Raw genomic sequence first — 5,793 nt, 5'->3', positions numbered from 1 at the left:
GGGTGGCCGGGGGCGCGTGGCCGGTCATCCGGCGTCCCTGCACAGCATCGCCCGGACGGTGAGGAGGAGGATTCTCAGGTCGCCGGCGAAGGACCAGTGGTCGATGTAGTGGTTGTCGAGCCTTGCGCGCAGCTCGATCGACGTGTCGCCCCGGAAGCCGTGGATCTGGGCCCAGCCCGTCATCCCGACCGGTACGCGGTGGCGGAGCATGTAGCCGGGGCAGGTGCGGGAGAACTGCTCCACGAAATGGGGGCGTTCCGGGCGGGGGCCGACGAGGCTCATGTCTCCGCGGAGGACGTTCCACAGTTGCGGGAGTTCGTCCAGGGAGGTGGCTCTGAGGAACCGTCCGACGCGTCCCATGCGGTCGTCGTCCTTGACCGTCCAGCGGGTGTCGGACTCCTGCTCGTCCGCGGGCTTCAGCGTCCGGAACTTCAGCAGGACGAACTCCTCGCCGCCGAGGCCGATCCGCCGCTGCCGGAACAGCACGCCCGGCCCGCCCTCCATCCGCACGGCGACCGCGCACAGCGCCAGCACCGGCAGCACGAGGACCAGGATCAGCGAGCCGGCGACGAGGTCGAGCAGCCGCTTGGCGCACCGGGCCGCCGGTTCGCGCAGCCGCCAGTCGACCCGCGCGCACGGCAGCCCGGCCAGGTACTCCCGCCTGGTCGTCGCCACCGGGACGACGTCCGACGGCGGCTGGAGGAGGAGCGTCTCGCAGGGGAGCCCGAACGAGATGCGCAGCACGGCGTCCAGGTGGTCCGGGTGGACGTCCTCGGCGGCCACGAGCAGCGTGTCGACCCCGTGTTCCTCGACGAGGGCGGGCAGGTCCGAGGTCTCCCCGAGCACGGGCACGGCGGGTCCCGCGGGCGCGGGGCCGCCCGCCGCCACCTGCCCGACCGCGGCGAGCCCGAGTTCCCCGCGCTCGCGCAGGACGCCGGCCAGGTGCGCGGCCGCCCCGCCCGTTCCGACGATCAGCGCGGGACGGGCCCGGGAGCGGCGGCACCGGTAGGTCCGGACCGCCGCGTTCACGAACGCGCGGACGGCGAGCGAGGCCGTCCCGGCCGCACCCGCGATCCACAGCCACGCGGCCGCCGCGCCGATCGCGGAGCCCGGCAGCAGCACCGCCGCGAGCGCGGCCACGATCAGCGTCCGGACGAGGATCGGCGGCCCGTCGGCCAGCAGCGAGGGGCTGCGGCGCATCCGGTAGAGCCCGCCCGAGGCGTTGCACGCGATCAGCGTCATGGCCGCCACGCCGGGGACGGCGCCGCCGGGCACGGGGCGCAGGACGGCGACGGCGACGGCCATCGCCCATCCGTCCGCCACGGCGAGGCACACCGGGTACAGGACGGCCAGGATCCGCGTGCCGGTCGCGCCGCGGCGGCGAGGGACGACGGGCGCGAGCACGGCCACCGCCTCGCCCGAGGCGAGGTCCGCGGGGGCCGCACCCGGGTCGATGGAGGGACTCAGCCCCTGGGCTCTCATCGCGCGTCCCTTCACAGACAAGAACTCACCCGGGAGGTGACTTTGCGGGGCCGTCGCGGGCGGCCACGATCCAGCATCCCAGCGCGTCCCGGCGCGGATCGCCGCTTTTAACCGCCCCCTGCGTAATCTTGAATAGAAGATCAGCACAGCCCGATCGACCTGCGAGAACACCTCAAAGGACGAGCACCGGCAGCTCAAAGTAGCCGCCAATCGGAGCCGCTATTAAGCGCCTTTTCTTTTTCGTCCGATTGAGCTATTTTTCCTCCACCGCGCCGGGCCTGGCCCGCCCGCGCGGCAAAGTCGGGCCGCCGAAGATCCTGGAATCGCCCACCTGGGCCGAACCTTCGCGGGACGATGGACGTACACGTGATCGGACGCCGTGCCGACCGGCCGTCCCGCCGGGACAGGGCCGCTCGTGGATGATCGTGCGGCTGTCCCGCACGACGCGGGCACGGCGGGCTGGAGAGGGAGAACGGTGCGAAGTAGCGCCTTGGTGTTGACGCTGGTCCTGGGCCTGGTCGCGGGCTGCGGCGGCGGGGACGGCGGCAGCGGCGGCGGGAAGACCGCCAAGGGAGGCAACAACGGCACGCCCCAGGTGACGATCGTCCCGGCGAACGGCAGCGGCAAGGCACGTCCCGACCAGGGCGTGACGGTCTCCGCCGCGGGCGGCACGCTGGGCAAGGTCTCGGTGAAGCTGAAGGGCGCCGACGTCCCCGGCACCTTCTCCCCCGACAAGACCAGGTGGCGCTCGAAGTGGACGCTGCGGCCCGGCGGCGGCTACCAGGTGTCGGCCACGGCGACGTCCCCCCAGGGCAAGTCCACCACCGCCACCAGCGCGTTCCGCACCAGCCGCGCCACCGCCGCGACCCGGATCAACAACGTCGTCCCGTCCGAGAACGAGACCGTCGGCACCGGCATGCCGGTCTTCGTGCAGTTCAACAAGACCGTCCCCGAGAAGGCCAAGCCCGCCATCGAGCGCAGCATCGAGATCTCCTCGACCACCCCCACCGAGGGCGCGTGGCGCTGGCTGAGCGCCGGCGAGTCGTTCAACGGCCTCCCCTCGGTGGTCTTCCGGCCGAAGCGCCCCTGGAAGCCGCACCAGAAGGTCTCCGTCACCGTCAACTACGCGGGCCTGAGGATCGGCGACGACGTCTTCGGCGACAAGAGCGTGACCCGCAACTTCAAGATCGGCGACTCCCACACGGTCACCATCAACGCCAAGACCCACCGGCTCGTCGCCAAGGAGAACGGCCGCACCGTCCGCAACTGGGGCGTCAGCCTCGGCTCCGGCGGCGAGGTCAAGAACGGCGTCGACACCCTGCTCACCACCAGCGGCGTCCACCTCACCATGGACCGCAGCCGCATGGAGCGCATGGTCTCGCCCGGCAAGAAGAAGGGCGACCCGGGGTACTACGACGAGAAGATCCCGTGGGCGACCCGCATCACCAACAGCGGCGTGTACATCCACCAGAACACCGAGGACCCGAGCTGCCTCGGCCGGCGCAACTGCAGCCACGGCTGCATCCGCTCCCCCACGGCCGACGCCAAGTGGTTCTACAACTGGTCCTACCGCGGCGACCTCGTGAACGTCACCGGCACCAAGCGGGAGCTGGGCTGGACGAACGGCTGGGCTTACTGGCAGCTACCCTTCCCCAAGTGGGCGAAGGGAAGCGCCCTCGACAAGCCGGTAACGACCAGCCGCGCCTGACCACCGGGCCGACGGGAGCGACCTGTGGCATCGAAGATCGTCCTGCATATCGGCCTGCAGAAGTCGGGCACCACGTTCCTGCAGCACATGGTGCAGGACAACAGCGAGGCGCTCGCCGAGTCGGGCGTGCTGTACCCCGTCCCGAAGGACTGGGACGACGGCAAGCGCACCGTGGCCAACCACGAGTGGTCGAGCTACGGCCTGCTCGGCACCGAGTACCCCTGGGTGCCGGAGGAGCGCGCGTCACGGACGGCCGCTTCGTGGGAGGTCCTGCTGGAGCAGGTGCGGGCCTGGCCCGGCACCGTGCTGCTGTCGGCGGAGGCCCTCTCGGTGATCCGGGCGGACGCCGTCCGCCGCCTCCTGGACTCGCTCGCCGTCGATGACGTCGAGGTCGTCATCACGGCCCGGAGCCTGGGCCGCTCCATGCCCTCGCTGTGGCAGCAGCACATCCGCAACGGGCGCAGCACCAGCTTCGAGTCCTACCTGGGCCGCCTCGCCGCGCACCGCGACAAGGGCCGGGACCACGTCGAAGCCGACCTCGACGCGCACATCTGGCGGGCCTTCACGCTGAGCTCGCTGGTCCAGCGCTGGTCTGACGCGGGAGCGAACCGGGTCTCCGTGGTGACCTCCCCCGGAAAGCCTCCCGAACTTCTCTTGGAACGCTTCACGCAGGCGGCCGGGCTGCCCGACCTCGCGCACGTCCCGGTCGCGGACCGCCAGGCCCACACCGGCCTGACGGCACCGGAGACGCTGGTGCTCGCGTCCCTGAACGCGGCCATGCGAGAGGACTCCTGGCCCCGGCAGAAGGCGGACCGGCTGCGCCAGCTCGTCACAGAGCGCTTCCAGGCCCGCGAACAGCGCGGCGGCAAGCTCGCCGTCCCGCCCGAATGGCGTCCCCGGGTCGCCGACTGGAGCAAGGCGGATCTCACGGCTCTCCAGGCCACGGACGCACGGATCGTCGGCGCCATCGAGGACCTCCGGTACGACCCGGCCCAGGAGAAGACCGCCCCGCCGACCGCCGAGGAGACCGCACGCGCCGGCGCCGAAGCGGCGCTCGCGCTCGCGGACCCGGATCTGGACCGCCTCCCGGACGACTCCCCGGTCCGCCGCAGAGCCCGCCGCCTCCGCCGCCTGATGAGCTGAGCCACCAGGCGGACGGCGCGCTGATCGGAGCCGTTGAGGGCGCCGGGATCATGGCCCGGCACGCGACGCGGTACCTCGGCCGCCGGCCGTCGCCAGGGGTCAGCCGCCTCCCTTGGCGGTTCCGCAGCCCCGGGCTCCGCGTCGGCGGCAAGGTCTTCGCCTTCCTCGGGTTCGACGGGGAGCTCATCGTGAAGCTTCCAAGCGACCGGGCCAACGCGTTCGTCGACGCGGGAACCGCCGAGAAAGTCGTCATGGGCGAACGGACCATGCGGGAATGGATCGCGTTCCCCGCCCTGGACGACCGCGCGGCCACCCTGACCCAATGGCGTGAGGTCGCGCGAGAAGCCCACCGCTACGTCGACGCCCTGCGCCGGACAAGCTGACCTGCGATAAGCATCCCCTTGCCTCAGCGATCAGTAGGGGGCGGCCCCGGAGGCCCCGCCGAAAACCCGTTGGCCGGGCGCGGCGCGCACTGCTACTTTTCCCGAGGCCGTGCGAGAGGACGAGGAGGTGGTACCCGTGAACGTTGCGACATGGGTGCTCCCCTCCGGGGTCACGGTCGGGCGGTAGGTCGTCCGGGAGCGCCGTTCAAGAGCACTCCCGAAAGGCACGACCATGCAATTCACGTCTGACCAGCGTCTCGACGACGGCGTCCTCGAACGCGCATTCACCCTCGGCGAGATCCCCGGAATCCTGTGGACGCCCGGCTCCGCGTCCGCACCGGCGCCGCTGATCCTGCTCGGCCTCCCCCCGCTCGGACTGCGCACGATGTACCCCCGGCTGGCGGCGCGGGCCCGCCGCGCGGCGGCGGACGGCTTCGCCGCGGCCACCGTCGAGCTCCCCGGGAGCGGTGATCGGCCCCGTTGGGCCGCCGCCGAGGAGGCCCGCGCCGACCTGCGCCGGGCCATGGAGGCCGGCGAGCCGGTCAGCGACGAGATCATCGACGCCCTCGTCCTCCCGCTCGTCGACAAGGCGGTCCCGGAATCGCAGGCCGCCCTGGACGCCCTCTTGTCGCTGCCCGAGATCGGCGGCCCGGCCGGGTACTCGGGAGGGCTGATCTCCATCGGCATCCGGCTTGCGGTGGTCGAGCCGCGCATCGTGGCCGCCGGCCTCTTCGCCGGGAGTTTCGTGCCTCGCACCATGTTCGAGGAGGCCCGGCAGGTCACCATTCCGTTGCATGTCCTGCTGCAGTGGGACGACGAAGGGAACGACCGGCAGGCGGCCCTGGACCTGTTCGACGCCTTCGGCTCCAAGGAGAAGACGCTGCACGCCAACATGGGCGGACACACCGGCGTCCCGCAGTTCGCAGCGGACGACGCGGCCGACTTCTTCGCCCGCCACCTGACCTGACCCCGCCCGAACGCCGTTCACTTGCGGCGTGTCGTTGTTATCCGGCTGCCAGAACAACAACACGCCGCAAGTGAACGCGGTCGGCGGGGGCGCGCTTCGGAATGGGGGGC

Annotated in this window: 5 protein-coding genes; 4 read left to right on the top strand and 1 reads right to left on the bottom strand. The window is 71.8% G+C overall.

Annotated elements, in window-relative coordinates; genetic code table 11:
* Positions 1-24: 24 nt before the first annotated feature.
* Positions 25-1,482 (bottom strand): sugar transferase, encoded by a 1,458-nt coding sequence (locus E1281_RS36500; protein ID WP_131884269.1) that lies wholly within the window; start codon positions 1,480-1,482, stop codon positions 25-27.
* A gap of 493 nt (positions 1,483-1,975) precedes the next feature.
* Between E1281_RS36500 and E1281_RS36495 the strand changes: the two genes are divergently transcribed.
* The 4 genes from E1281_RS36495 to E1281_RS36480 all read left to right on the top strand — a co-directional run bounded on the left by E1281_RS36495 (position 1,976) and on the right by E1281_RS36480 (position 5,683).
* The gene (locus tag E1281_RS36495; protein ID WP_243717758.1) at positions 1,976-3,190 is read left to right on the top strand and encodes an Ig-like domain-containing protein; all 1,215 of its coding nucleotides are present in this window, start codon (positions 1,976-1,978) and stop codon (positions 3,188-3,190) included.
* A gap of 24 nt (positions 3,191-3,214) precedes the next feature.
* Positions 3,215-4,333: a hypothetical protein gene (locus E1281_RS36490; protein WP_131884267.1), complete on the top strand. Its 1,119-nt coding sequence runs from the start codon at positions 3,215-3,217 to the stop codon at positions 4,331-4,333.
* Positions 4,334-4,383: 50 nt separating this feature from the next.
* Positions 4,384-4,716, top strand: coding sequence for an MmcQ/YjbR family DNA-binding protein (locus tag E1281_RS36485; RefSeq protein ID WP_131884266.1), 333 nt, complete (start codon positions 4,384-4,386; stop codon positions 4,714-4,716).
* Between the two features lie 232 nt (positions 4,717-4,948).
* Positions 4,949-5,683: an alpha/beta hydrolase gene (locus E1281_RS36480; RefSeq protein WP_131884265.1), complete on the top strand. Its 735-nt coding sequence runs from the start codon at positions 4,949-4,951 to the stop codon at positions 5,681-5,683.
* The last annotated feature ends 110 nt before the right edge of the window (positions 5,684-5,793 follow it).

The sequence above is a fragment of the Actinomadura sp. KC345 genome (assembly GCF_004348515.1).
GTDB lineage: Bacteria > Actinomycetota > Actinomycetes > Streptosporangiales > Streptosporangiaceae > Spirillospora.
Note: the sequence above shows the minus strand (reverse complement) of the source record. Positions and strands in the feature narration are given on the sequence as shown.